Annotated in this window: 24 protein-coding genes and 2 pseudogenes; 18 read left to right on the plus strand and 8 right to left on the minus strand. The window is 46.2% G+C overall.

The features are described 5' to 3' along the window. Positions 1–13: 13 nt before the first annotated feature. Positions 14–586: pseudogene (locus tag L693_RS0115140) on the plus strand (iron ABC transporter ATP-binding protein); the annotation flags it as partial. Between the two features lie 272 nt (positions 587–858). On the opposite strand, the gene L693_RS0115145 reads toward L693_RS0115140, so the two are convergent. The 4 genes from L693_RS0115145 to L693_RS30060 all read right to left on the minus strand — a co-directional run bounded on the left by L693_RS0115145 (position 859) and on the right by L693_RS30060 (position 3,742). After that, a complete protein-coding gene (locus L693_RS0115145) occupies positions 859–1,134 on the minus strand; it encodes a 4Fe-4S binding protein (RefSeq protein ID WP_025717972.1) in 276 nt (91 codons plus the stop codon). A gap of 20 nt (positions 1,135–1,154) precedes the next feature. After that, entirely contained in the window at positions 1,155–1,424 is a 270-nt protein-coding gene (locus L693_RS0115150) for a PqqD family protein (protein ID WP_025717973.1), read from the minus strand. A gap of 59 nt (positions 1,425–1,483) precedes the next feature. Further along, the gene (locus L693_RS0115155; RefSeq protein WP_025717974.1) at positions 1,484–2,845 is read right to left on the minus strand and encodes a radical SAM/SPASM domain-containing protein; all 1,362 of its coding nucleotides are present in this window, start codon (positions 2,843–2,845) and stop codon (positions 1,484–1,486) included. Positions 2,846–3,586: 741 nt separating this feature from the next. Next, positions 3,587–3,742: a hypothetical protein gene (locus tag L693_RS30060; protein WP_155983843.1), complete on the minus strand. Its 156-nt coding sequence runs from the start codon at positions 3,740–3,742 to the stop codon at positions 3,587–3,589. 187 nt (positions 3,743–3,929) lie between these two features. Between L693_RS30060 and L693_RS0115165 the strand changes: the two genes are divergently transcribed. The 4 genes from L693_RS0115165 to L693_RS0115180 all read left to right on the plus strand — a co-directional run bounded on the left by L693_RS0115165 (position 3,930) and on the right by L693_RS0115180 (position 6,885). Continuing rightward, complete coding sequence (locus tag L693_RS0115165; protein ID WP_269320851.1) at positions 3,930–4,571, plus strand: ABC transporter substrate-binding protein; 642 nt, start codon at positions 3,930–3,932, stop codon at positions 4,569–4,571. Beyond that, entirely contained in the window at positions 4,568–5,311 is a 744-nt protein-coding gene (locus L693_RS0115170; RefSeq protein WP_025717976.1) for an alpha/beta hydrolase, read from the plus strand. Before L693_RS0115165 ends, L693_RS0115170 begins: the two co-directional genes overlap by 4 nt. 206 nt (positions 5,312–5,517) lie before the next feature. Beyond that, a complete protein-coding gene (locus L693_RS0115175) occupies positions 5,518–6,429 on the plus strand; it encodes an aldo/keto reductase (protein ID WP_025717977.1) in 912 nt (303 codons plus the stop codon). A 129-nt stretch (positions 6,430–6,558) separates the two neighbouring features. Next, positions 6,559–6,885, plus strand: coding sequence for a thioredoxin family protein (locus L693_RS0115180; protein ID WP_025717978.1), 327 nt, complete (start codon positions 6,559–6,561; stop codon positions 6,883–6,885). Positions 6,886–7,030: 145 nt separating this feature from the next. On the opposite strand, the gene bacA is transcribed toward L693_RS0115180, so the two are convergent. Next, entirely contained in the window at positions 7,031–7,828 is a 798-nt protein-coding gene (bacA, locus tag L693_RS0115185) for an undecaprenyl-diphosphate phosphatase (RefSeq protein ID WP_025717979.1), read from the minus strand. 128 nt (positions 7,829–7,956) lie between these two features. After that, the gene (locus tag L693_RS0115190) at positions 7,957–9,327 is read right to left on the minus strand and encodes a hemolysin family protein (protein WP_025717980.1); all 1,371 of its coding nucleotides are present in this window, start codon (positions 9,325–9,327) and stop codon (positions 7,957–7,959) included. A gap of 224 nt (positions 9,328–9,551) precedes the next feature. On the opposite strand from L693_RS0115190, the gene L693_RS0115195 reads away from it, so the two are divergent. From L693_RS0115195 to L693_RS0115220, 5 genes are all read left to right on the plus strand, one after another. Continuing rightward, a complete protein-coding gene (locus tag L693_RS0115195) occupies positions 9,552–10,352 on the plus strand; it encodes a DUF1836 domain-containing protein (protein ID WP_025717981.1) in 801 nt (266 codons plus the stop codon). 203 nt (positions 10,353–10,555) lie between these two features. Then, positions 10,556–11,497, plus strand: coding sequence for a glycosyltransferase family 2 protein (locus tag L693_RS0115205; protein ID WP_025717982.1), 942 nt, complete (start codon positions 10,556–10,558; stop codon positions 11,495–11,497). A gap of 39 nt (positions 11,498–11,536) precedes the next feature. Continuing rightward, on the plus strand, positions 11,537–12,490 hold the full coding sequence (locus L693_RS0115210) for a glycosyltransferase family 2 protein (RefSeq protein WP_025717983.1): 954 nt from the start codon (positions 11,537–11,539) through the stop codon (positions 12,488–12,490). 69 nt (positions 12,491–12,559) lie between these two features. Continuing rightward, positions 12,560–13,939, plus strand: a complete 1,380-nt coding sequence (locus tag L693_RS0115215; RefSeq protein ID WP_025717984.1) for a lipopolysaccharide biosynthesis protein — start codon at positions 12,560–12,562, stop codon at positions 13,937–13,939. Beyond that, a complete protein-coding gene (locus tag L693_RS0115220) occupies positions 13,914–14,888 on the plus strand; it encodes a polysaccharide pyruvyl transferase family protein (RefSeq protein WP_025717985.1) in 975 nt (324 codons plus the stop codon). Before L693_RS0115215 ends, L693_RS0115220 begins: the two co-directional genes overlap by 26 nt. Positions 14,889–15,691: 803 nt before the next feature. Here L693_RS0115220 and L693_RS30640 read toward each other — a convergent pair. Next, entirely contained in the window at positions 15,692–15,865 is a 174-nt protein-coding gene (locus L693_RS30640; RefSeq protein WP_197029957.1) for a hypothetical protein, read from the minus strand. Between the two features lie 117 nt (positions 15,866–15,982). On the opposite strand from L693_RS30640, the gene L693_RS31490 reads away from it, so the two are divergent. Continuing rightward, positions 15,983–16,204 (plus strand): hypothetical protein, encoded by a 222-nt coding sequence (locus L693_RS31490; RefSeq protein ID WP_025717986.1) that lies wholly within the window; start codon positions 15,983–15,985, stop codon positions 16,202–16,204. Between the two features lie 14 nt (positions 16,205–16,218). Beyond that, the gene (locus L693_RS28165; RefSeq protein WP_231503661.1) at positions 16,219–16,674 is read left to right on the plus strand and encodes a hypothetical protein; all 456 of its coding nucleotides are present in this window, start codon (positions 16,219–16,221) and stop codon (positions 16,672–16,674) included. A 97-nt stretch (positions 16,675–16,771) separates the two neighbouring features. Here the strand turns inward: L693_RS28165 and L693_RS30065 are convergent, their stop codons facing one another. Then, on the minus strand, positions 16,772–16,948 hold the full coding sequence (locus tag L693_RS30065; protein WP_197029959.1) for a hypothetical protein: 177 nt from the start codon (positions 16,946–16,948) through the stop codon (positions 16,772–16,774). 523 nt (positions 16,949–17,471) lie between these two features. Between L693_RS30065 and def the strand changes: the two genes are divergently transcribed. The 6 genes and pseudogenes from def (at position 17,472) to cydC (ending at position 25,997) form a co-directional block, all read left to right on the plus strand. Then, complete coding sequence (gene def, locus L693_RS0115245) at positions 17,472–18,053, plus strand: peptide deformylase (protein ID WP_025717987.1); 582 nt, start codon at positions 17,472–17,474, stop codon at positions 18,051–18,053. Between the two features lie 291 nt (positions 18,054–18,344). After that, positions 18,345–19,578: pseudogene (locus tag L693_RS0115250) on the plus strand (response regulator transcription factor); the annotation flags it as partial. Between the two features lie 406 nt (positions 19,579–19,984). Further along, the gene (locus L693_RS0115255; protein WP_025717988.1) at positions 19,985–21,391 is read left to right on the plus strand and encodes a cytochrome ubiquinol oxidase subunit I; all 1,407 of its coding nucleotides are present in this window, start codon (positions 19,985–19,987) and stop codon (positions 21,389–21,391) included. After that, entirely contained in the window at positions 21,378–22,391 is a 1,014-nt protein-coding gene (cydB, locus tag L693_RS0115260) for a cytochrome d ubiquinol oxidase subunit II (RefSeq protein ID WP_025717989.1), read from the plus strand. The genes L693_RS0115255 and cydB overlap by 14 nt, the downstream gene beginning before the upstream one ends. Then, positions 22,391–24,196 (plus strand): thiol reductant ABC exporter subunit CydD, encoded by a 1,806-nt coding sequence (gene cydD, locus L693_RS0115265; protein WP_025717990.1) that lies wholly within the window; start codon positions 22,391–22,393, stop codon positions 24,194–24,196. The genes cydB and cydD overlap by 1 nt, the downstream gene beginning before the upstream one ends. Beyond that, positions 24,177–25,997, plus strand: a complete 1,821-nt coding sequence (gene cydC / locus L693_RS0115270) for a thiol reductant ABC exporter subunit CydC (protein ID WP_025717992.1) — start codon at positions 24,177–24,179, stop codon at positions 25,995–25,997. The genes cydD and cydC overlap by 20 nt, the downstream gene beginning before the upstream one ends. Positions 25,998–26,040: the final 43 nt, after the last annotated feature.

The following is a 26,040-nucleotide window of genomic DNA, read 5'->3' on the forward strand; positions in this document are numbered from 1 at the left end:
GGGAGAATAAATCATGGTAGAAGTCAAAAACGTATCTAAACGCTACGGGAATAAAAATGTGGTGGATCAGGTATCCGTCACCGTACCGAAAGGCACCATTACCTCCTTTATTGGACCCAATGGCGCGGGGAAAAGCACATTGTTGTCGATGATCAGTCGCCTGACAGACAGTGATGAGGGGGAAATCCTCATTGATGGGCAGGCGGTGAGCGTGACCCAAAGCGAGGAGCTGGCGCGGAAGATTTCTATTTTAAAACAGACGAATGATGTGAATATCCGCCTAACTGTGAAGGAGCTGGTGAGCTTCGGCCGTTTTCCGTATTCCAAGGGCAGGCTGAACAGCGAGGATCGCAAAATGGTGGAGCAGTCTATGGCCTACATGGGACTGGAGGATATGAAGGACAAGCATATTGATTTGCTTAGTGGTGGACAGCGGCAGCGAGCTTTTATTGCCATGATTCTGGCACAGGACACGGAATACATACTGCTGGATGAACCGCTGAACAATCTGGATATGAAGCATTCGGTTCAGATTATGAAGACGTTGCGCGGTTTGGTGGATGATCTCGGCAAAACGATTCTCCTGAACTCATCATCATCGGTGGCAGACAAGTGTCAGGTAATTAAAAAGTAAGGAACCAAATTTGTTGATTTTACTGGGATTTTCCGAGACATGTGATAACACGAAGAAAAGAAAGTTGGGAGCTGCTCCATTAGTGGATTTCACCAGTTAACTCAATACGGTATGGTTCAACGTTTGAAGTGTATTTCTGTCTGTATCCTATAAAGGTAAAGGTTACTTCGGAAATAATTCCAGTTGATACAAAATCAACTCCTCAACGTCAATTATATGTTTCGTTAAATGCGTTGCCAGATCGATGTATTGTACGCTGTTCGGTTCGGATGAACCTGCTTAAACCGTTTCATGAGCTGTTCTACCGGTTCATGTTCTACCATAATCGCATCAGCGGGGCATACTACAATACATTGGCTCTCTCCAAAGAATCCGTAGCATTCGGTGCAAACATTCAGGTCTACAACCGGACGCAACGATCCCGGCTTGATTGCCTCATTCGGACATTCCCACTCGCATGCACCACAGGTAACGCAACTTTCAGTAATTCTTACGGACATATAACATACCTCCATTTTTCTCAATCACTAATAATGTCGATCAGCCCTACATCTAGCAAGGATTCGATAAAATGACCTACATCTGCGGACAGCCTTTGGAAATCTTCTTGAGGGTAGAATTTTTGTAATTCCTCCAATATTTTAACAGACGTTAGACCATCACATAATTCCCAAATAAGAGCACCGATATCGTTTGTGGTGAAAAACACACCGGTTCCAGTGTGGCAGAGCACTGTTTCCCCATCTATCTGATCCCATATCACTTCCGGTATGCGTTGCACTTTATTCATAAGTTTGCCTCCTTCTCTTCTTTGACTAAAACACTAGTAGTTTGTATGGAATATACCGTTTAGTCATAGAAGTGGACTTTACGGGCAGACGGAATATCGCCCGTGCTGCTCCAAGTTTGGTGTTCAAAGGTGCTGCGCAGGTAGGCACAGAACATCTGATCTGACTGGATATATTTCTCTGTAAACGAATAATGTATCCCTCGGCAACCACCTCCACAGTGATTCTTGATGATACATGTCTTACAGGATGATAGTTTATCGACTACCTTGCTCTGAATCACCTTAAATGAAGGGTGGTTTTGGAAAATTTCAGCTAGGCGACGATCCCGAATGTTATCGGTTTTGAACTCTGAATATTGAAGTAGTTTGCATGGAAAAACCCAGCCCTCCGGGTCTATTGAGATTTCGCTCAGTCCGGCACCACAGTGGTTTCGACGACTCTTCTTCCTGCTGTAGGACCCTTCCGTTTGTATCTGGGTGTCACTTTCGCTTGTCAGCTCTTGGTTGGCACGATAAAGCTGATCATTCAGGCTCATCAGTTCGCTTGGGCTAAGCTCACTGTTGCGGTTACAACCACCTCGCCCCATTGGGAATTGCGGAATGATTCGATGGACACCCAATTGTCGATTGCGCGCAAAACTGAGCAATTCTTTTACATCTCGGAGACCAAGTTGTGAAAGTACGGAGTTAATGTTTACGTTTACTCCAGCATTTATAAGTAAGTCAATAGCATGAACAACCCGTTGCCAACTCCCCTTACCTCGATGATGATCATGGTGTTCGGCAAGGCCATGATCAAGACTGATCGTCACCTCATTAAAAATGGATGCGATTTTGTTGATATTCTTTGGAGTTATATAATGACCATTACTGATGATATTCGTACGTAGGCCACGGCTTCGGGCATAGCGGGCTATATCCAGCAGATCACGCCTCGTCATGGGCTCTCCTCCGGTAAAGATAAGTGTCGTGGCACCAGTTTCCACCACCTGATCCACTAAGTCAATGGCCTCAGATGTAGTTAATTCGTGCGGACGGGCCATCGAAGCTACTTGGTAACAATAAGTACAACGTAAGTTGCAAGCTTGAGTACAGACCCAATACACAGTTTTTAAAGAATTATCGGAATGGACAAGTTCAGGTATTTGCGGCTCTCGGTCGAGATAAAGCAATCTTCGTAAGACACACCATTTAAGAATCTCCTCAAGACGATTCAAGGCCAAGGCTGGAATATAATCAAAACGCCGTTCCAAGTGCTCACGTATATCGTTTCGACTACGACCTGCTCGAAGCCATCGCAATACCTCAGCAGTATCATCATCTAAGCGCTCCCATAAATTGAGCCCGGGATTATAGCCCAGACTTACTCCATTCCGATAGATCAATGAAAGTCGTGTCGGGATTAAAACTCTATCTAACATCGTATTTACCACCTTTACATAACGAAATTTTGTTCCCCACCATGCCTACAGGATTACTAATACATGCACAATCACAAGTCTCTGACCATACCATCTTATGCGAACCTTCAACTTTAAAAGTAGGACATCAGTATACTTTAATTTTTAACAACATTATTAAACTGTATAAATTAACTTGTACATCAATTCATAAATGACCCGTTGGATGGTTATGAAGTATATAGAGATAATTAATATTGTCACCCCGTACCTGTTGCCTTAAGGTGATAGGGTGTTGCACCATTACGAGTAAGCTATGGGGGGTAGCAATAGAACTACATTGGAGCTGATTGGCGAAGCCGGAAAACATAAGTGGGCAATCCCAGAAAGCTTATTCGTGGATATCTGGATTACCGTTGCCGAACGCGATGCATTTTGCCGATAGATCCGGTCGAGATAGAAACATCACCGTAAAAAGTGCCAGAATAGACAGACGATAACTACGGTGCGACCTGAAGGCCAATTTACAATATTGAATATCGCTTTAACGTAACTTTTTGTCCGAATATATGGTCGTTCCAAGTGCTCACGTAAATAGTTCAGATTACGGCCTGCTCTCAACTAACTCTTCATCATTTAAGCGTTCCCATAAATAAGCCCGGGATTTTACCCAGGCTTATTCCATTCCGACTTACCAATGAATGTGAGCCGGGACTACGACTCTGTCTAATATCGTGATTTACCATCATTACGTATCGTAATTTATTGTAAACCAGATCCACTGCCTGCTCCGGCATTACCAGCACAACCACAAGCACAATCCATTGACCTTACCATCGCATTTGAATCTTCAACTTGTAAAGTAGGACATTGGTATTCTTTCTCTCCAATTTTTAATATAACCTGTTGCTCTTCCATGGGTATAGCCTCCTTAATTTAGTTTTAACAACAATTGATATTATTACCTATAGTGATAAAATTATACGCAATTGAAATCAATGCTCGATCTACTCTTTGCCAATTCCTGCAGAAGTTTAGAAATACGAAAACACTTAGACTGCAAGGAGAAAGGCAATATGTATGCAAGTCATTCTAAACTTTTCCTATACTTATCCAGAATTTTCTACTGGTTCCACACTTTTTTATCACCCGACAACAAGCAGATGCATACAAAGAATTGAGCAAAATTGCACCTACTATTTCGATGGCTGTTGATACCAAGGATTATATCAATTCCTTTAAGAAAAACGTAGAAACGCTGGGGCAAATCTTTGACAAAGAAGATGCTGCCAAACAGGAACTGGCTGCGATTGACAGCTCCATCAAGGCTGTGCATGATAAGGCTGTAGCGAGCAAAGCTAAAGGCTTGATCGTGCTGACGAATGAAGGAAGCCTGAGCGCATATGGCTCACAATCCCGCTTCGGCATCATTCATGATGCTTTTGGCATCACAACTGTAGATCCTGACATTAAAGTATCCACGCATGGACAAAAGGTTTCTTTTGAATATGTACAGCAAAAAAATCCGGATTATATTTTTGTTGTTGACCGTGGGGCTGTGGTAGTCGAGGAAGGTAAGGAACAGGTTACAGGTAAACAAACCATTGAGAACGAATTGGTGAAGAAAACCAATGCATTTAAAAACGGTCATATTGTATACCTTGATCCTAACTACTGGTACCTGTCAGGTAATGGTCTGGAATCCGTATCTGAAATGATCAAGGAAATTGATGCTGCGTTGAAATGAAAGGGCATATAGATGAAGTTTTACTAGATGGGTATCTTGTGCACGTCTATACACCTCCCGTCTCCGTGAATCATAATGAGCTGTATCCTGTGCTGTATGTGCAGGATGGCAGTTCATTATTTCTAGGCAGCCTGGATGAGCTGGAGCGGTGTTTTGCTACGGGGGAGCTGCCCCGTGTAGTACTGGTGGGCATTCAGCCAGTAAATCGGCTGGATGACTATACACCTTGGCAGGCGGTAGCTTTAGTAGAAGGCAGGCCTGCTTTTGGCGGGGGCGGCGATGCTTATCTGGAATTTATGGTTACCCAAATAATGCCACACGTTGAGGCGGGATATCCGGTTCAAACCGGACCGAAGCATACAGGAATCATCGGCGCCTCGCTGGGTGGACTGATTTCCATGTATGCCGCTTTTCGATATGCGGACGTGTTTGGACGCATCGGCTCGATTTCAGGCTCCTACTGGTACCCGGGTATGATTGAGTACGTGCAGTCAGCATCTAATGCCGCTGTAACGGCTGGAACACACCGCTTTTATGTATCTGTCGGCACCTGTGAAGGTGAAGGGAAAACGACTGTACAAAAAGATATGGTTCCGCTGACGCTCCAGGTATGTGATACACTGCTTGCCTATGGTTTGACGGAGCGTGAGGTACGGTTGGTAAAGGATAAGGGAGCAGTTCATAACATAAACCACTTTCGGCGCCAATTTCCCAAAGCTGTCGCGTGGTTGCTTGGATAAAGCTTTTATATTGGTTTTAAACAATAAACGCCAAAGGAAGAGAATGTGATATCTCGATCCTTTGGCGTTTATTTTTATACTGACTGAAACTCGTGTTTTGTCTGGATAGGCTAGGTTCAAGTTTGGTTCAGGGCACTTGAATACGTATAATAAAGAGAAATTCAATACTTGATGTTACACAAAAATAGACGCAAGGGGGAACATAAATGAAAAAAAACCGTCTGGGATCTTCGGAATTACTGGTGGGCGAGATTGGCTTGGGATGTATGTCGATTGGTACGGAGGAGCAGCAAGGGGTCTACCTGATACATGAAGCGTTAGACAGGGGCGTAAATCTGCTGGATACAGCCGATTTGTACCATCATGGGCGCAATGAGGAAATTGTGGGCGCGGCGATCCGCGGGCGACGGCAGGATGTCATCCTGGCAACCAAGGTTGGCAATCGGCGTCTACCGGGACAAGAGGGCTGGGGATGGGACCCGTCCAAGTCATACATTCTGTCTGCAGTCAAAGAGAGTCTGCGCCGCCTTGGAACGGATTATATCGACCTGTATCAGCTTCACGGAGGAACGATAGATGATCCCATCGACGAGACGATTGAGGCTTTTGAACAGCTCAAGAGAGAAGGCGTCATCCGTTACTATGGTATTTCTTCGATTCGTCCTCACGTCATTCGAGAATATGTCAAACGCTCAAATATCGTCAGTGTGATGAATCAGTATAGTTTGCTGGATCGGCGTGCAGAGGAAGAGGTGCTGCCGTTGCTTCAGGAGCGGGGAATTAGTGTGATTGCACGCGGGCCTGTCGCCAGCGGCGTATTGGCCGATGGAGGGGAAGGAAAGGCAGCGAAGGGATATCTGGACTATGAAGAAGCTGAGCTGCTGGATGTACGAAAGCAATTAAGGGCATTCGCAGGGACAGATTGCAGCATGGAGCAGACAGCAATCCGTTACAGCCTGTCTCATCCAGCTGTCGCGGCTGTCATCCCGGGTGCAAGCTCATTGCGGCAATTGGAGCATAATACCGCAGCAGCGAAGATCCCGCCCTTAACCCAACAAGAGCGGCAGGCACTACAGCAAATCAGCCGGGCCAATCGTTATGATGCGCAGTACCGCTGATATGCTAACGTGTACTCGCTGCAGTTGCAATATATGAGAGAATCATTACAATATAAGAATAAGCTCAGGTTTATCATCCGTACTTGAGTATGGAGACGTTCATAAATATACCCTAGGAGGGAAATGCCCATGGAACGCATTGAATCACAGCAGCAATATCAGGATTTGATTAATGGTGACGGCCTGACCGTCGTAAAATTTGATACAACCTGGTGTCCGGATTGCAAGACACTGGATAAATTCATGGACGGCATTATCGCGGAAAACGCAGATAAGCGTTTCTTTGCGCTCGACGCCGAGAAATTCCAGCCGATTGCCGAGGAAAATCAGGTACGAGGCATTCCAAGCCTGCTCGTTTTCCGCAACGGTGAAAAAATTGCCCATTTGCACAGCAAATTTGCCAAAACGCCAGCTCAAGTTTCTGAGTACCTGACTACGCTGGAATCCAAACAATAATCTGAACGCAGATTCAAGAATGGAATGAGTTTATTTATCATTTCAGTAAATATGGTTTCAGTATGATCAAAAAAGGGATATCCGAGGGCAGATGGTTCATGCCGTGCGGATATCCCTTTTTGGTTATAAAGCAACAAACAATGGCTTACAAAATAATGAAAAAGAACACAGCCGCCAGTACGAAACGGTAGATGGCGAATGAAGTCAGGCTCAAGCGTTTGAGCAGACCGAGGAATGTTTTGATTGCTAGCATCCCGACGATAAAGGCGGTAATAAAGCCGGCCGCAAATACCGGAAAATCGCTCATAGACAGATGATCCATACTTTTGATCATATCAATGCCCGAGGCGCCCAGCATAACCGGAACGGACACCAGGAATGTAAATTCCGCAGCTGCCGTATGACTTACACGTGCAAATAGGCCCCCGGACATGGTTGAGCCTGAACGGGAGAAGCCTGGCCATAGCGCCAGGACCTGAAACAAACCAATCGTAAATGCTTGTTTATACGTAATTTCATCAATGGTTTGCGATTTAATGGGGGGATGAAATTTCTCAGCGGCGATCATCAGCAGGCCCCCGATAACCAAGCTGTACAAAACGGTCTCAGGACCAAACAGGTATTGCTTGATTACATCACGGAACAGTACGCCAATCAACCCCGCAGGAATCATGGCTAAAATAATATGCAGCAGATTTAGACGTGGCTGGGTTGAGATTCTGCGTCTGAAATCAAACAGGCTCAGAAATCTGCGCCAATACAATACCACAACTGCCAGCACAGCACCTAATTGCACGATAACCTCAAACGTTTTGACCGTATCATTCTCTGTGTTTAGCCCGAGAAGATCAGCCGTCAGGATCATGTGACCCGTCGAAGAGACCGGCAAAAACTCTGTCAGCCCTTCAATAATTCCCATAATAATAGATGATAAAATATCCACTTTACTAGTTCCTCCTTACACGCGTGCAGGGCAAACGACCTGAGTCATTTGCCCTAAAAATATGTCATTTCAGTAGGAGTGAACGCTAGTGGCAAGTGCAAAATACAGGTCGCTCAGGTCACAACGGTTCACTCCCGGGAAGAAGAGTCCGATTTCGTTTCTAATTCCGATATCGGGGATTTCTGGTGTAAAATAATTTCCACCCGACGAATACGATTTTTACCCATTTCACGAATGATAAATTTTACATCATCTTCTATGAATTCCTTGCCCTGTCTTGGTTCCGGAACCCGGCTATACACCCACCCTCCGACAGTATCCACGTCTTCATCGTCCAATGTCAAGCCAGTCAAATCACTCAGCTCGGAAAGCAGTACTTTACCATCCATCAAATAACTGTTCTCCGTCAGTTTCTCGATTTCCTTCCGTTCATCCTTATCAAATTCGTCTCGGATTTCGCCAACAATTTCCTCCAAAATGTCCTCAATAGTAATGAGACCGGAGGTTCCGCCGTATTCATCGACGAGAAGAGCAATATGGACCTGCTCCTTCTGCATGCGTTTCAGCAGCGTGTTAACGGGCATAACTTCCGGAACGGTCAAGATCGGCTGAATCAAACTATTGAAATCAAGCTCCTGGTTGCGATCATACTGAAGGAACAGTTGCTTGGTATTAATCATACCGATGATCTGATCCTTGCTATCTGTCGCCACTGGAAAACGGGTATACTGTTCTTCATGAATAGTCAGCATGTTTTCTTTCAGCGAGCGATTCGTAAACAAGCATACCATATCTGTACGTGGCACCATAATTTCTTTGGCAACGGTCTCGTCAAAAGCAAAGATCCGATTCACGTAGCCATATTCGGTGTTATTGATCTTACCACTTTCCACGCTTTCGGACAAAATGATTTGAATTTCTTCCTGAGAATGCGCTTCTTCGTGTTCGCTTGCCGGTTGAAGACCGAACAGACGAACCAGACGGTTGGCAGAGCCGTTAAGGAGCCAGATAAACGGATACATAATCCGATTAAACCACACGATAACGGGGGAGGTTAAGAGGCTGATTGCTTCCGCTTTGCGGATAGCCAATGTTTTGGGAGCCAGTTCACCGATCACCACGTGCAGGTAAGTTACAATGACAAATGAAATAATAAAGGCCAGGATATGTGAAAAATCCCCATTGATGTTGAGCTGTTGAAAGAGAGGCTCCAGCAATTTGACCACGGTCGGTTCACCGAGCCAGCCGAGTCCCAGGGCTGTAATCGTAATACCAAGCTGACAGGCGGACAAGTAGCCGTCCAGATTATTGACGACCTTTTGTAACGCCAGTGCATTTTTACGGTTTTCCACTACCAGCTGATCAACCCGGCTGGAACGGATTTTAATAATCGCAAACTCGGTAGCCACGAAGAAAGCACTAAATAAAATCAACACCGCAAACAAAAATAGACTGACACCTATACCCATATAATTTTCACTCATCCCTTTTTCGTTCAAATTTTTAAGGAACTCCATTTTAAGTTCACTTGAACTTATTTTAAGAACTTAAAAGAAAATATACAAGGTTCATATGGAAGTGTGGCGGGTCACCTACCTTCAATTTGATCAGAAAACAAGGCATTATAGAACCCGCACGGCACATTGCTTTGCTTTACAAGCCTAGTTCGAGGGCGTATGATGGGTTCAAATGAACTTGAAATGGTTTAAAGGGAGGAAAGCAGATGGAGTCTTTTACCCTCACTCGCCGTGATATGGCCCATTTGCTGCTGGCCATGGAAGGTCGCCGCGAATTGCAGCCTTTGGCTGTTCTTCAGGATGCCTGGAGACGGACTCATAGTCAACTGGACCGTTCCGGCAGCACGATGCCAGCATTTTTGTACACAGAAGTGACGCCTGTGCTGGATAAAATCATCAAGGGCAAGCACAGTGCCGCCTTTTCGCTCCAGGAGATCGTTTCGCTAGGTCAATTGGTCGAATATAGCCATGTTTCACTGGCCTCCATGCAAAATTGGGTCAAACGTGATTTCAAGGAATTTCTCGGCGCCCCTAAGATCGGCAAAAAATACTCGGTTAACCAGGCAGCTATTTTGCTCATTGTGGAGGATTTAAAATCATGCCTTGATTTTGAATCCATCCGGCAGCTATTTCATATCCTGTTCCAACAGCCTGAAGATGATGCAGATGATCTGATCCAGCCAGTGGATTTGTACGCTGCGTATTCAGCCTTGTTTGAGGAGCTGGATGCGAACGGAGATCAACTGCTGGATGTGACAGGGGGCGGGCATGCAAAAGAAAACGGGAATTTTACTACAGGACAGCAGCGTCAGGAAGGTGCCACAGAGGAACTGCTGATTCAGGCAGCTGATCAATACACCCGTCGTTTACCGTATTTGAACTCCAGCCAGCGTGAGGCGGTACGTAATACATTGCTGGTAGCAGCGGTATCGGTGCAAAACAGTTATTTTTTGTCCATGGCACGCCGGTATGTAAATGCGACGTTGTTTCTGGACTTTCAAGGTTAGATCAGGATTGGCATTAGAAGCCGATCCTCTTTTTTTGCCCTTTTTCGAGTATAGTCTACCCTTTTGGAGACTCAAAAAGTATACAAAAGAGGTATATACACTCAAACGCTGTCAAAGATACAATAAACATATATAATCCAGCAATTGGAAAAACTTTAAATATCCCTTCCAAAGCTTTGGATACACACACAGGAGGTAATGGCATGTCCGATGTCTCCATCATCATTTGTACCCGCAACCGGATCGAAGACCTGACACGCTGTATACAGTCTATTGCAGCACAGCAGCAGCTGGAGCATACGGCTGTAGAACTGCTGATTGTTGATGACGGTGATATTTCCGGCCAACAGGTCGAGCAGTATCGTGACATGGTTTCCGGCTTGCCCCAAGGCGTGCTCAAGTATCATAAAAAAACTCGTCCCGGTGTTTGGCTATCCCGCTATGAAGCCTTGTCTCTCGTGCGGTATGAGATTGTGCTGTATTTTGACGATGATGCTGAACTGGACGATCAACTCTATATCCGGCGCTTGCTCGATACCTATGACCAGGATGAAACGATTGTGGGTGTTGGAGGGATTGCAAAGGGACTACATTCGAGCCGGGCAGGAAAGCTGCTGGGCGTTTTGACATTTCAGATGTCTCCATCCCTCGGCAAACTTTCACCCAGCAGTCTGGCAGGTTCGTTACTGCGTTGGAACGAAGCAACGGAGATATTTGACACCGAATTTTTTCATGGCTGCAATATGTCATTCCGAAAAGATGCGCTTCGGGATATGAAGCCCTACCCGTGGATGACCAGCTATGCTGTGGCTGACGATCTGTATATGTGTCAGTTGGCGAGTCGTTACGGCAAGCTCGTTATAAATCCCGACTTAACCATCATCCATCACGAATCTCCAAGCTCGCGTGATAAGGCGGGCAAGGTAGCCAAGGCTACAGCGATCAACCACTATTATTTTCTCGCTCTGAAAAAGGCGGGAGCCATCCAGTATGGAGCCCTTTTATGGACCTTATCCTACTTGATGCTCAAAGAAACGCTGCGCCGCAATTTTAATGCCGCAGACGGATACATGCAGGGGGTGTTGTTCATTCTGAATCCGCGCAAGCAAAAATACAACGAGTATTTAGGCTCGGCGGTTCAGTAATCTGTTCTACAGACATTTACAGGATAAAGGGGGAGTATGATGTTAAGCTTGTCCATTGCCCTGTGTACCCGAAATCGGATTGACGATCTGACCCGATGCATCAATTCAATTGCGATTGGCGGAGCACCGGAGGGATGTGAAACCGAGCTGTGGGTTATCGACGATGGAGAACTGCCGAAGCATGTGCTGGAGCGTTATGAGCGTCAGTTGGGCAGAGCGGGTATTACCTACCGATATCATCGCAAGGAGCAGCCGGGCTTATGGTTATCGCGTGTGAAGACGGTTGAGCTTGCGCAGGGTGACATTATTTTGTTCCTTGACGATGATGTAGAGTTGCCGAGCAACTATTTGACTGAGTTAATGAGTACCTATGAAGCTTATCCGCAAGCCGCTGGTATTGGCGGCATTGCAGAGGGAATGAGCAACAGCTTCATGGGGACGATTCGTTGCCTGCTGTCATTTCAGCAGTCTTGGTTCAAGGGAAGGTTGTCCCTCAGCGGTCAGTCCGGCTCAATGTACAACTGGCACAAGGCGAAAAGGACGTTCAAAACCGAGTTTTTCCATGGGTGTAATATGTCATTTCGCCGAGAGGCCATTCGTGGTCTGGAGCCCGTACCCTGGCTGCAAAGCTATAGCGTAGGAGAGGATCTGTTGCTTTCGCGTATCGCGATGAAAAGCGGCCCATTGTACATCAATCCAGCGCTCACGTTGCTTCATCACGAATCGCCGTCCTCGCGCGACAATATGGAGCAGGTCACTTATATGCGGGTGATGAATCATATTCATCTGCTGCGGGACGAGCGTTCCGGACCGATTGGTTATGCAGCGTTGTACTGGACGACACTGTATCAGATTTTGAGAGAGAAGCCCCGGAAAAACCATGCTGCCATTCAAGGCTACAAAAGAGCGCTAAAGGCGATTTTTTCAAGTCAGGAGGAGCCTCTTGGCGGAGGGCGGCTATCTGAACGCCATTCCAAAAAAATGGCAGGTTAATGGAGGTGCGGCGAAAGGCGCGATGTGAGCGGAAAAAAGGCTTAATAAGGAATGGGAGTTGGACGTGACATGAGCACATGGACAGCAGCAAGGAAAGTATTCACGGGTGACAGTCTTGCCAAAACGATCATGCGTACGAGCTTTAACAATTTTTTTGTACTGATCGTTACAACTCTGACTTCTATTCTGACCGCGCGTATGCTCGGAGTAGAGGGGAAAGGGGAGCTGGCAGCGGTTCTGTTTTGGCCAACGCTGATCGGCAGCGTATTGAGCTTCGGCTTGCCAACGTCACTCATTTATAATATTAAGAAAAAAACAGGTACGACAGAAGAACTGCTGTCGCTGTCGCTGTGGATTCAGTTGCCTGCCAGCTTGTTGGCAGGGGCTGTGGCCTGGATATGCATGCCCATGTGGCTGAATGGCTATGGTGCGGATATTATCCAGCTGTCTCAGCTCTATTGTGCGGCAGCGGTACCGCTCGCGGTGCTTACAGCACTGACGACGGCTCTGTCGCAAGGGCTCGATCGCTTTAGCGTCTACAACGGCTTGTTGTTTTACTACCCGTTGCTGAACTTCATCGGGCTGGTGACCCTGTGGTTGATGGGCTTGCTCAATGTGCAGCTGGCAGGGGTTGTGAATTTTGTCGCGAGTTTCCTTGCGTTGGTGTGGGCGTTCCTCCGTTTGCGCAAGCATATGAATTTGCGTGCTTTTCGTCCGTTTACCCGTCGCCAGGTGCTTCGCCCTTATTATAGCTATGGGGCAAGAGTCTACGGGATGGAGTTGATGGGGACCCTGTCGACACAAACAGACAAAATTGTGATTGTGGCGCTGCTGTCTCCCAAAGCTTTCGGCTTATATTCTGTTGTTTACGCCTTGTCGCGCGTATTCAATGTGGTGCAAAACGCTGTCACGAACGTCACTTTTCCCAAGGTGACCGGGATGGAGCACAGCAAGATTGTCGAAACGGTCGGCCGTGCCTTCCGTATCTCGATGGCCGCCATGTTGATCGTCATCGTACCTGCCCTTTTCATTGGACGATATATGTTGGGTTTGCTGTACGGGCCAGCTTTTCTGGAAGCGTCGCTAACGTTCTACCTGCTGTCACTGGAATGTATTATCGGTGGCGGCTCATGGATTCTGGCTTCAGCCTTCAACGCGCTGGGGCGTCCGGGGCTTGTATTGTTCCGACAACTTGTAGCCTATGCGATCACCGTCGGATTGTTTTTTATTTGTACACCGATTTTCGGTCTGGACGGCATCGCCATTGCTTTGCTCGTAGGTGCTTGTGTGCGGTTGGCATTCTCATTGTTTTCGTTCCCTATGTTTTTCAATGTTCCGCTATCACGGATCATTTTTGATAAAAGTGACATCACGTTTGTCATTCAGACTATACAAAAGAAGCGCAGGAAGGGAGAACTGAAAAATGCCGAATTCGCATCCCATGGCTAAACTGAAAAATAAGCTGAGCGTCATTCTCGACGTAGTCCCTCAAGGTTCGAATATCATTTATGTCGATTATCCCGTTTATAATAACGGTGGAGATGTACTCATCATGAAAGGCACCGAGGCGTTCTTCAAAGATAACGGCATTCATGTCCGTGCCCGTTACAGCGCTATGGACATTCCCGATCAGCTCCACATTCCGGGCGACTGGATTATCGTATGCCACGGCGGCGGTAATTTCGGCGATCTGTATTTAAATCATCAAAACTTGCGAGAACGTATCGTGCGGGATTTTCCTAATCACCGGATTGTAATCATGCCGCAGACAATCCATTTTCAGTCTGAACAGAAGGCCAATGAGGTCGCTGCTCTGTTCAACGCCCACCCCGATCTGCATATGTTTGTGCGGGACACACGCTCTTATCAGTGGGCCAAGGACAAACTGAATCAATGCCATATCACGTTATGTCCTGATATGGCGCACCAGCTCTGGCCGTTAAAGCCGACTACAGTAACAGTGAAGGATGTACTGTACTTCCTGCGTACGGATATTGAAACGGTAGGGGGACAAAAAAAATTCGACGACGAGGCCGATGCAGCCCATCGTCTGGATTGGGATACTTTGTTCACTCCGCTGGAGGTAAAGGGGATCGTCTACTTTCAGAAGTTTTACCGTTTGAACAAAAGGATCGGTGGACCGTTGCCAACGCGTACATTCTGGTACAAGTACACTGACCATCTGATGAACAAGGCGGTCACGCTGTTCAGTTCTTACCGCGAGGTTCGCACCTCACGGCTGCACGGTCATATTCTGGCCTGTCTGCTCGATATGCCGCATGTAGTCATTGATAATTCTTATGGAAAAAATTCGCAATATTATAATACCTGGACTCAGCCAAATCCCAAAGCGAGGCTGTTTAACGATGCACTTGACGCACTGGAGCAGCCGTCTTAAAGGTAGGCAATATTATTATTGAAATGTCGCTTTGAACGTACGGAAACTCTAAAAAAACCCTCCTGACCCTTTGTGGCATAGGAGGGTTTTAGCTTGGTGCTCTTATAGACGTGATGTAAAAAAATGTATAATAATCAAAGAAACAAGAAGATGATTGGAAAAATGTTAAAAATCATTGTTGCATACTATGATTATTATAGCAATAGCAACCCTGGTTTCAATACGGTTTTTGGACTGAAACAGGAATGCTGCTAACCGCTATAGTTATCACAAAAGAAAACGCCATGGCTCATAATTTACGAGTTCAATCTATATAATACCTTTATTTTTCGGAAACAAAAATGTTTACATAAATGTAATTGTAAATATTTAGGTTTGTATTTTAATGAATCTTAATTACGGTATATTGGATTTTAAAAATGTCCACGTAAACGTAATTAACTACGTTTACGTAGACATTTTTAATTTGATGTTGTTGACAAAAATCTACAACTCTTTTTTGTAGAAATATGAGGTTACAATGATATATGGGTAGTACCAGCGAAGCTGACACTACCCGCAAAGTAAATGTAATTAAACGAGAAATTATAACCTCTCTGGCAACTTAATATTTTTTGTCTATCTGCTCTTTTAGTATTTCTATATGCTTACTGAGCAATTCTATTTTTCTTTGGAATAATTTATTTGTTTTTCTTATTTTAAAGAGGTAGATCAACGCACATGAACATATAAAAATATGAATAAAGCAGAACCAGTAGATTATGGTTACAGAAATAGTCCAGGTCCCTATTAGAATCCTCTCCTTACTTCGATTTTGTTAGTTGGGTTGTTTCTGCTAAAATCTCATCTAATTGATGCATAGCTTTGTTTTTTTTTAAAATGTTAATGATAAAAATAAGCGCAAAAATTAAGAGCAGTATTTCACTTCCTAAGAGAAAAAGTAGAGACATTTCATGAAAAAATAATTCATCGAACATAGAGATTACCTCCAATTTTAATAATATTTTACATATAAAGCTATAATATGTTAATTTTCAATAGCATCATACCATATTAGAGGAGGAAGAACATGAAAAAAGTTAGCATCTGCAATATTGTCCGCTTCTCTTTTACTTTCAGTGGCACCCGTTAGTTTTGCAAGTGAGGTCCCTTCTGTTACATTTTCAAGTCAGGATTTAGATAAGATATCTGATCATTTAAATGATTTGGGTCTTTCTAAAGAGGTACAACAAAGTCTAATAGAAAAGATTAAAGCAGGTGAACTTCCTGATTCTGACAATCCAGAAAAAAAGGTACTGGTATTACAAGTGAAATAGAATCATCAGATGGTTTGAAAATACAAAGAACCACATTTCCTGATGGTTCCGTAATTCAGTCAACAATAGATCTTACAAATGCGAAAACAAAGGAAGAAAATGTTATTACTCCAAATGATGTTTCAGGGGGATATGCCTCAGGAGGATCTGGTTATAGAACATTTACAAATGCAACAGTAAGAGAAGAAACCTCTTACGTTAAAGCAAGATTTTTTGCTGATTACACATTAGTTCAAGGTGGCTATAGCTATATATCAGACGCTTATGATCCTTATATTGATATAATTGCGGGATACTCAAGTGGAGACAATTTAGTTGTTGATCAACCTAAACAGACTGACTCAAGACCCGCTCGTGCAACCTTGACATTTACTTGGGTTAAAATAAATGGTTGGTTTAGCTCTACATGCAAATTATTTTTATATGTTCACGACGGTTCAGCAAGCTCACAATTCCAAACATATAATTAATAATTTGTTGTATTTTTTCTTATTATTCTATTTATAAGCGAGAAACAGAAAAGGCTTCCTCCAAGTTAAATAAACTCTGGGAAGCCTTTTACATAAATTAAATATCAATTTTCCTTAAAGTACATTCTAAGAGCCTCATTAATAATGCGAGTTCCCTCTTTTTTTCCTTTTTCCCTTCTGCGCCTTCCTCATCAAAGCTTTTTTTAAAATCATTTTCTAACCACACTGTATCCCGTTTATATAATTCTTCAAATTGCTTCTTTCTAGGCTTCACAGGTTTACTTTCAAAAGAAGTGTCTATATAAAAAAATTGTGCAACAAGAAAAAAATAGTATTTTATCATAAACAAGTGATATAAATTATTTAGTTAAGCTGGTGAACAATTAAGCTCATGAATATTTAATGGCTAGAATTTCAGAAAAAAAGATACGAACTATAGCTTAGAGAAGTAAGTTGACAATAAATTTTCAATACAAGTGTTAATATGATCGTGTAACGAATACAGCAGCGGAGAGGGCGGAATCGTTCTGAAGAAGCGTCAGCGTTTGCCTTTGCCCCCGGCGTTCTACCTTGAATATTTTAATCGGGAAATCCGGGGGCAACAGCAATCGGAAGAATGATCCGTCCGCGTAGCGACCGCTATTGCGCCAATCTCTCTCCTACCGCTTTATTTTGACAATTCATTTCATAGATAGATATAATTTATGGGACAAAACTTGCGGAAAACCGGGGAATTTCCCGGCTTTTGCAGTACATCATATGATCATATATTTATTTAAATGAATCGAGGCTGACAAATGAGCAATCAATCTATAGACATGCTTCTTACCAAGGATATCGTGCGTGAAGGGGAACCAATTTTGCGTACGAAGGTTGATCCGGTATGCCTGCCGCTGTCTGAAGAGGACCTTCAACAGATGCAATGGATGCTGGATTATCTGAAAAATAGCCAAAATGAAGAGCTGGCCACCCGCTATGAGCTGCGCCCGGGTGTAGGGCTGTCCGCTAACCAGGTAGGTCTGAATAAAAGAATGTGCGCTATCTATTATGAGGATGGAGATCAAACGATAGAGTATGCGCTGTTTAATCCGAAGCTGGTCAGCCACTCCACATCCATGATTTATTTGGAACAGGGTGAAGGATGCTTGTCAGTGGATCGTTACATAGCCGGATATGTTCCGCGTTATGAAAAAATTCGCGTTAAGGCCTATTTGCCGGACGGAACCCAGGAACTATTGACCTTCAAAGGTTATGCAGCGATTGTGGTACAGCATGAAATGGACCATTTGGACGGTATTATGTTCTATGACCGCATCAACCCGGAAGATCCGCATAAGCTTCCGCAGGGAGTGCATATTGAACCTTTTGCGCGTAAATAGTTCATGATCTGTAAAGTGTGGTGACTTCGTTCGCCACATTTTTAATTTGCAAGAAAATATGGATATAAATGTTGCGAAGCTTTAAACTGGAACCATATACGTCGTGATGGAATTTGAGGTATGCATGAAAATGTAAGCGCTTATCTTACTGGAGGGATGGCATGTATCGTGGAGTACGGCATCTGATGAACAATATGCGTATGCGGAATAAGCTGCTCTTCTCCTACGTGTTGATTGTCATGATTCCGGTGCTGGTGGTGGGCGGCTGTGTTACTTTTTATTTGCGTCAGCGAGGTTATACAGAGCATACGCGAGTTGAGCAGCGAGCCGTTTCATTTTCTCATATTAAGCGGATATGCAGACTTTGGTTATGCCCGGCAAGCCATGGGCTTCGGGGTAGATGGTTATTTATTGAAGCCTGTTGATGAGGAAGAAATGACAACAGAGCTGAAACGGGTACGCCGTAGCATTGAGGACGAAAAAGAAAACGGCAAGTGGGGAGGTGCTTCTCACCATGGGCGTGATTGGATCGAGGCACTGCTATTTTCAGTTCAAGAGAATTTAGCTAAACGCGATGCAATAGAACCCGGCAGTCCTCTGGATGAATGGACGCGACAAGCCAAACAGCACGGGCAGCATCAGGTGCTGCCTGCTTTGGATTGGGGCAGCTATCAAGTCATTCTGCTGGATCTGCGGATACCTGACTGGGATCGCCAAGCCCGGCAAGCGGCAGCCAAACAGCATCTGGCGGAGATGTACCGGGAGCAGGGCAGAGGTGTGGTATTTGAGACCGGAATCTATACGGGCCTGCTGCTTCCCGCTACGGTAAAAACGAAGGAAAACGCTGTTCAGATGCTGGCATCCTGGCGGCAAGAGCTGAAGCCGTGGGCAACAGAGATTTACGTGGCAGCCGGTGATCCGGTGGCGGAATTAACCGATATTCCCCGCTCTTTTGAACAGGCAATGAGGTTATTGGAGCGTACTTTTCTGTTTGGGATGGAGAGAGTGATGCTCCCCAGTGATCTGCACCCATTGGAAGCAATGAATACCGGAATGGACGAAGCGTCCAATAAAACAGCAGACTCCGTGCGTTACGCAGAGAAGCTTTACTATGCGCTGGATATGGCAAGCCGGGAAGCAGCGTTGCGTGTATTAAAGGAAATGGCTATTCAATTTCCACAGGCTTATGGTACAGAAGCTGCAATCAAGGCGGCATTTGCCCAGACATTTACATTGGCACTGAACAAGTATGCGGCTGGACAGGATCAGAGCCGAGCGGTGTTGGAGGAGCATTCCAGCTTGATTACCGATGTTTATGCCTATTCTACATTGGGCGAGCTGGTCGATCACTCGGTGGAGCATATATTGAAATGGATAGGTCAGACGGACTCGGGCGGCAAGGAGATCATTATGAGGCAAATGCTGGACTTCATATTACTTCCATAGCAAATTCAAAAAGTATGCAGGCATGTCGCCTTCCTCCTACCGTAATCGGGTTCAGAAGAACGGAGGAACGGATGGCTAATAGATTCTCTAGGCTGCACTCTACAAAGTCTCTCGTGCAGATGTCGAAGAAGGTTCTCTGACATCTACACGAGAGATTTTTTTGCGCAGAGAAATATGCAGATCAATCGAAAAAGTCACACTTATTAGTGGTTTTGGGCTGATTTCAAAAATTCGCCATCGTTACGACACAACTTTGACACGATGTTCACACTTTCGATTCTATTTCATTCAAATCTATTCTATATAATGTTGTTATTCTGAAGTCGGGTCATGAAATCAATGGCGAAAGTGACTGGGCAAGCCATTCTTAAAAAATGATCAGTTCATATGCAAAAATGTGAATATTATCACAAAGATGGATTGTTGGCTTCGGAGACTCATTTATCAATCGTTCTTAGGAGAAGCACAGGGGGAGGAATAACATCATGGACGTATTAGAATTGGCACGAATGCAGTTTGCGACAACGACGATTCTGCACTTTGTTTACGTGCCGATCTCCATTGGATTGTCATTGTTGGTGGCGATCATGGAGACCATGTATGTAATCAAAAAAAATGATTTGTACAAAAAAATGGCTCAATTTTGGGGGACGTTTCTGCTAATCAACTTTGCAGTCGGCGTGGTCACCGGGATTTTACAGGAATTTCAGTTCGGGATGAACTGGTCGGACTTTTCCCGTTTTGTTGGCGATGTATTTGGTACGCCGCTGGCGATTGAAGCGCTGCTTGCCTTTTTTCTGGAATCCACCTTTATCGGCTTATGGGTATTCGGTTGGGAAAGGCTGTCCAAGGGTGTCCATTTAACTTGTATGTGGCTGGTTTCCATCGGTACGATGCTCTCGGCTTTGTGGATTCTGGCTGCCAATTCATTCATGCAGCGTCCCGTAGGATATGTGATCGAAAATGGACGTGCAGAAATGCAGGATTTCGCTGCTTTGTTAACGAACGAGCAGCTTTTGTGGGAGTATCCTCACACCATATTTGCTGCCATTGCAACCGGGGCTTTCCTCGTAGCGGGTATTAGTGCATGGAAGCTGATGCATAAAAAGAATATGGACTTTTTTAAGCCTTCTTTTAAGTTGAGTATTGTTGTTGCACTAATCAGTGCTATTGCTATTCCTTTGTTTGGTCATGGACAGGCTCAATATTTGATCAAAACACAACCCATGAAGATGGCTGCCAGTGAAGCTCTGTGGGGAAAAAGTGGCGACCCGGCGCCTTGGACGGTTATTGCAGGTATTGATCCGGAAAAGCAGGAAAATACCTTTGAAATTAAAGTCCCTTTTGCACTGAGCTTTCTGTCGTATAGCAAATTTTCCGGCTCTGTGCCTGGTATGAAGGAGCTTCAGGCGCAGTATGAAAAAACCTACGGTCCGGGTGATTATATTCCGCCAGTACGCACTACCTTCTGGAGCTTCCGCATTATGATTGCGGCCGGATGTGCCATGATCGCACTCGCTTTATACGGTGCTTACCTGAGCTTTCGCAAAAAATTGGAGGGCTCGCATCGGTGGTTCTTCCGTCTTATGCTGTGGGGGATATCGCTCCCATTCATTGGGAATACCGCGGGTTGGATTATGACTGAAATGGGGCGCCAGCCATGGACTGTGTTTGGTTTGCTTCAAACGAAGGATTCTGTTTCACCTACCGTTGTGGCAGGAGAAGTGCTGTTCTCACTGATTGCGTTTACGACGCTGTATGTCGTTTTGACAGGTGTATTGGCATTCCTGTTCGTTCGTACAGCTCGCAAAGGTCCGGATATCGAGCCGCATCAGCATACGGTAATTCATGATCCATTTGCTCAAGGAGGTGACACCAATGTCGCTAAATGATTTATGGTTTTTGTTGATTGCTGTGCTATTTACAGGCTTTTTCTTTCTGGAGGGCTTCGATTTTGGCGTAGGGATGGCTACAGGTTTAGTCCCCCGTAACGACCAGCAAAAACGCTTGATGATCAATACGATTGGTCCGTTCTGGGATGCCAATGAGGTATGGCTGGTCACAGCGGCCGGTGCGATGTTTGCCGCTTTCCCACACTTTTATGCGACCATGTTTAGCGGATATTACCTGGTATTTGTGTTCATTCTGCTAGGTTTGATCTTACGCGGGGTTTCCTTTGAATTCCGTGGCAAGGCAGAAGGCAAGTGGTGGACAGGAACGTGGGATGCTTGCATTCTGATAGGCAGCTTCCTGCCGCCTATGCTGTTCGGTGTGGCTTTTGCAGCTTTGGTGAGAGGTGTACCTATCCAGCAAAACATGGATTTAAAAGCCGGATTTTCCGATGTGTTCAATGGATATACGGTATGGATCGGACTGACAGTGGTCGGGATGTGCCTGATGCATGGACTGACGTTTGTTTCTCTGCGGACGGTCGGAGAGGTGAGGGATCGTGCTCGTGTGATCGCGTCCAAATTCCTGCCGATATTAGGTGTTTTACTCGCCGGAATGGTGGTATGGACTTATTTTGCAACCGATGTATTCGCACGTCGTGGTCCCTTTATGTATGCGGCGGTCGCAGTCGGAATGGTCGCTTATGTGCTGGCCTGGTATTTCCTGAAGCAGCGCCGCGAAGGCTGGGCCTTCGGGATGACGGGTGCCTTGATTTTGCTGACCTTCGTTTCATTATTCGTCGGCTTGTTCCCGAGATTTATGGTGAGTTCAATCAACAGTGCATTTGATCTGACGATTTATAATGCAAGCTCCAGTCATTACACACTGAAAGCCATGACGATTGTTGCAGCAACGCTTTTACCCTTTGTATTGGCTTATCAGGCATGGAGCTACTTTGTTTTCCATAAGCGTCTTAGTGAAAAGGATCATTTGGAATATTAATGGATAAAGCATGGTTTGAATTAAAGGGCATTCGGCCGGTAATGCTGCTGCTGGCCGCCTTTTCCCTTCTCCAGGGGGCCGCTGTGATTGCACAAGCGACTTTTTTGGCGAAGGCAGTGACGATTTTATTTAATAAAAATCCGCTGGTGATGGCCTGGCCGTCACTGGCTTTGTTTTTGGCGGCTTTTGCAGCAAGGCATACGGTGATCTGGCTGCAACGTCGAACAGCAGGCCGTTTCGTCGAAGCAGCAGGCGCTTCCTTGCGGGAGCGTCTGCTTGCACGTTTGTTCGAGCGTGGGCCGGGCTTTGCGGCGAAGGAAGGCAGCGGCAAGCTGGTAACGCTGGCGCTGGACGGTGTGGATCGTTTTCGCACGTATTTGGAGCTGTCCATCCCTCGTATGATTGACATGATGGCTGTAACTTTACTTGTGCTTGTATATGTTTTCACATTGGATGTCATTTCAGGTATCATTTTGACGACTACGATGCCGATCCTGGTGGGCTTTTTTATTTTGCTCGGCTTGGCGGCGCGGAAGCAGGCAGACAAGCAGTGGCGTTCCTATCGTCTGCTATCGCACCATTTCACGGATTCGCTGCGTGGGCTACAGACCTTACGATTTCTGGGCCGCAGTCGAGAGCATGGGGAGACCGTCGGGAAGGTCAGTGACCAGTACCGGGCGGCAACGATGCGTACGCTGCGAGTAGCGTTTCTTTCCTCGTTTGCTCTCGACTTTTTTAGCATGCTGTCGGTTGCTTTTGTAGCGGTAGGCTTGGGGCTGCGCCTGATTAGTGGATCGGTCGGCCTGGAGGCAGCGCTTATGATACTTATTTTGGCCCCGGATTATTTTATGCCGATTCGTCAGCTCGGATCAGACTATCATGCCTCACTGGATGGCAAGGAGGCTTGGGGGGCGATGCGCTCTATTCTGACCAAAGATGAGCGAGATATCCATACCGCAGAGATATTCACGAGTGGAGGCAACGAGGTTCATGCTAAGGCCGAAGGTAATGGCGGCAGAGATAATGGTCCAGCCATCACAGGGCAGGAAACCCTGAGGCTGTCGGATGTGTGCCTCCTCAATGAGGACGGCTCCGCGAGGCTTGACCATGTATCTGCAAACATCGAGCCGCACATGAACATGATCGGCATTGTCGGAGCCAGCGGTGCAGGTAAAACAACGCTGCTCAGCTTACTGGGCGGCTTTGTCGACCCGACTTCGGGCGAGCTGAGTCTGAATGGCTGTCCTTTAGCGGGTGATGCCAAAGCCGAATGGCAGCGGCATATTGCCTATATTCCACAGCATCCATATCTGTTCAGCGCTTCTCTGGCAGATAATATCCGCTTCTATGAGCCGGAGGCATCCAATGATCAGGTGGAATGGGCGATTGACGCGGTAGGACTTCGCGAGCTGGTGGATGGACTTCCAGGTGGGCTGGAAGAGCCTATCGGTGAAGCAGGACGGACGTTGAGCGGAGGTCAAGCGCAACGAATTGCATTGGCGCGTGCTTTGCTGAGCAATCGTCCGGTCATTTTATTGGATGAGCCAACAGCACATCTGGATATTGAGACGGAATGGGAGCTGAAGCAGACGATTTTGTCCGTTTTGCAGCACAAAAAAATGCTTCTCGCAACCCATCGACTTCATTGGATGCCGGATATGGACTGTGTTTGGGTGATGAATCAAGGTCGTTTGGAAGAAGCGGGCTCGCATGAGCAATTGGTTGCCCAGAAGGGAATGTATTTCCGGTTACTTACAGGAACAGCGCAAGGAGGGGACGAACGATATGAGAGCGACGGACAATAGCGGTCAAGGCTGGTTTGTGTCTTATTTGAGACAATATTTCTGGGCTTTTCTGGCGGCGGCGATTTTGGGCGCATTGGCGATTGGATGTGCAGGCGCGTTGCTCTTTACGTCCGGTCACCTGATTACCCGATCGGCGTTAAAACCGGAAAATATATTGATGGTGTACGTGCCGATAGTGCTTGTACGAACCTTCGGCTTTAGTAAAGCGGTCATTCAATACCTGGAGCGCTTGGTAGGACATGAGGCAGCGCTACGCCTGGTGTCCCGTATGCGGGTAAGACTGTATCGGGCAGTGGAGCCGCAAGCACTGATGATCCGCAGCAAATTCCGTACAGGGGACCTGCTGGGATTGCTTGCTGAGGATATTGAGCAGCTTCAAAATATCTATTTGAAGCTGGTCCTGCCTGCCTTATCGGCATTGCTCATTTATGCAATAGGCATTTCAGCACTGGGGTGGATGGACGGAACATTTGCTCTGCTCATGGCGCTGTATTGTGCATTTCTGCTTTTTATCGCCCCGGCCATCTCACTGTGGGCCTCGCTCGCCAAACGGCGAACGTTCAAGCAGGAACGGAGCAAAGCTTATCAGGAGCTGACCGATGCTATCTTCGGCATGAGTGATCTGGTGTTGAGCGGACGGACTGGGCATTTCCTGGACTCCTTTACACAGCGTCAAAACAAGGCTGCTATGGTGGAAAATTCGCTTCGGCGGGGCGAGTGGCGCTCCCATTGGATAGCACAATGCGTGGTAGGCGGCGGAATTGTGATCATGACCGTATGGGCCGGAGGACTGGTAGCACAAAATGGTCTTGAGGCAACATGGCTAGCCTCCTTTGCACTTGTCGCCTTTCCGCTGTTGGATGCCTTTGTACGGGCTGGAGAAGCGGTGGTGCATGCACCGGAGTATCAGGATTCACTACGACGGTTGAAAGATTCGGAAAAACATACACCTATAACTGCTGTATCTGCACCGTTTTCGGCCTCGGCTTCTGTGCATACAGGGCAGCAAGCAGCAGGAGGCACAGCAGACCAAATAGAGGCGGAACATGTTACCGCCCAGCTATCGGGCAACGCAGGTGAGCTGCTGCTGAATAACGTGAGCTACCGCTATACAGCAACGCAAGAATGGAGCGTGCACCATATTTCCTTGCGTGTGCCGCAGGGAGGCAAGGTTGCGCTGCTTGGTCGCAGCGGTGCGGGCAAGTCCACGCTGCTGAATCTGATTCAGGGAGCGTTGCAGCCGGATGAAGGGAGTGTAACTGTCGCAGGTGTACCCGTATATACCGGTGGGGCATACTCCAGCTTGTTTGCGGTGTTAAACCAGCAGCCGTATTTGTTTGATACGACGGTAGCTAACAATATTCGGCTGGCGCGCCCCGATGCTTCGCTGGAGGAGGTTCGTGCAGTAACGGATCAGGTGGGGCTTGGAGCCCTGATTGATTCTTTACCGGAGGGCTACGATACCCGGATGCAGGAAACGGGCCTACGTTTTTCGGGTGGAGAAAGACAGCGCATTGCCCTGGCGCGAATTTTGCTGCAAAATCACCCGATTGTTTTACTGGATGAGCCAACGGTGGGGCTTGATCCACTGACAGAGCATGCACTCATGCAGACGATGTTTCGGGTGCTGGAGGGCAAAACATTGGTCTGGATCACGCACCATCTAACGGGAATGGAGCATATGGACGAGGTGATCTTTATGGAAAAAGGTGTAATTTCCATGCGAGGCAGTCATGCACAGCTTTGGCAGGAGCAGGCCCGATACCGTAATCTGTACGAGCTGGATCATCCGCGTCTGTGAAAATGTGTGGGCAAGGTATTTAAAATTTTGATTTATTTATATA

Origin of the sequence: Paenibacillus sp. 1-18, from assembly GCF_000520755.1 — a bacterium.
Lineage (GTDB): Bacteria > Bacillota > Bacilli > Paenibacillales > Paenibacillaceae > Paenibacillus > Paenibacillus brasilensis.